This is a genomic window from Nonomuraea sp. bgisy101 (assembly GCF_057708945.1).
In genome coordinates this window covers 1-805 of sequence record NZ_JBYITD010000115.1, presented here as the reverse complement: position 1 = coordinate 805, position 805 = coordinate 1, and the positions used below count along the sequence as shown (strand labels likewise).

Genomic DNA, 805 nt, shown 5'->3' with positions numbered 1-805 from the left:
TGAGTTTGCGGGCCGCGGCCACGATGGCCTGGTCGATCCGGCTGTCCCGAGGGCGGCCTCACCGAGCGGCTGTTCGCTGTCGTGCTCGACGCACACCACGAGCGCGACACAAGCTGGCAAAACCACAGGTCAGCAGGCAGATCGCGGGTGTCAGTAGATGGCAGATCGCCTGAACATGTCAGCGCGACGGGCTCGAGGTGCGGCCGCGGGGCATACGGCGAACTCTTCGATGGGGTGCCACCGGAATTCGGCAGAAACGGGCCGCAGGCTGGGGTGAGTGCTGGCCAGTATCGATCGCGACAGCGTCGGGCAGTGCGGATCTCGGGGGCGGCGACTTCGTCGGCGAGCAGGGTTGTCAGTTCGGAGCGGCGGCCTGCTCCAAGGGGGCAGGGGGTGAATCTGGCTACGCGGCCCTGACGGTGTTCGCGCGGATTCCGTCGATCAGGTAGCCCAGGCCGCGGTGGAACGCGTCGTCCCAGTCGTTGGCGCTGGGATGCCCGTGCGCGGCCAGCGTCGGATACGCGTGGCGCTGCGCCCTCAGGATTTGTCAGCGGCGTCGCGGATGGTCGGCTCGTCCTTTCCGCGCCATGACACCTGGCTGACCGTGGCCCCGATCACAAAGTGCCACAGTCCGTAGGCAGCGGCGGTCAAGGCATGTTGGCCATGTCAGGTGCGCGGGCCGAGTTCGAGGAGATGCCGGGGTCTCTCGGCCCGACCAGCCCGGCATCCGACGCCGATCGGATCGTGCGAGCGATCATGATCGTGTTCGACCTTTGATCGTTTCGCGTCGAACGAGGAGGTTGCG

The 805-nt window shown here is 67.2% G+C and carries 1 protein-coding gene; it reads right to left on the bottom strand.

The genetic code is table 11. The annotated features are described in order from the left end of the window. Window positions 1-403: 403 nt before the first annotated feature. A complete protein-coding gene (locus tag AC3EO4_RS55675; protein ID WP_379582891.1) occupies window positions 404-541 on the bottom strand; it encodes a hypothetical protein in 138 nt (45 codons plus the stop codon). Window positions 542-805: the final 264 nt, after the last annotated feature.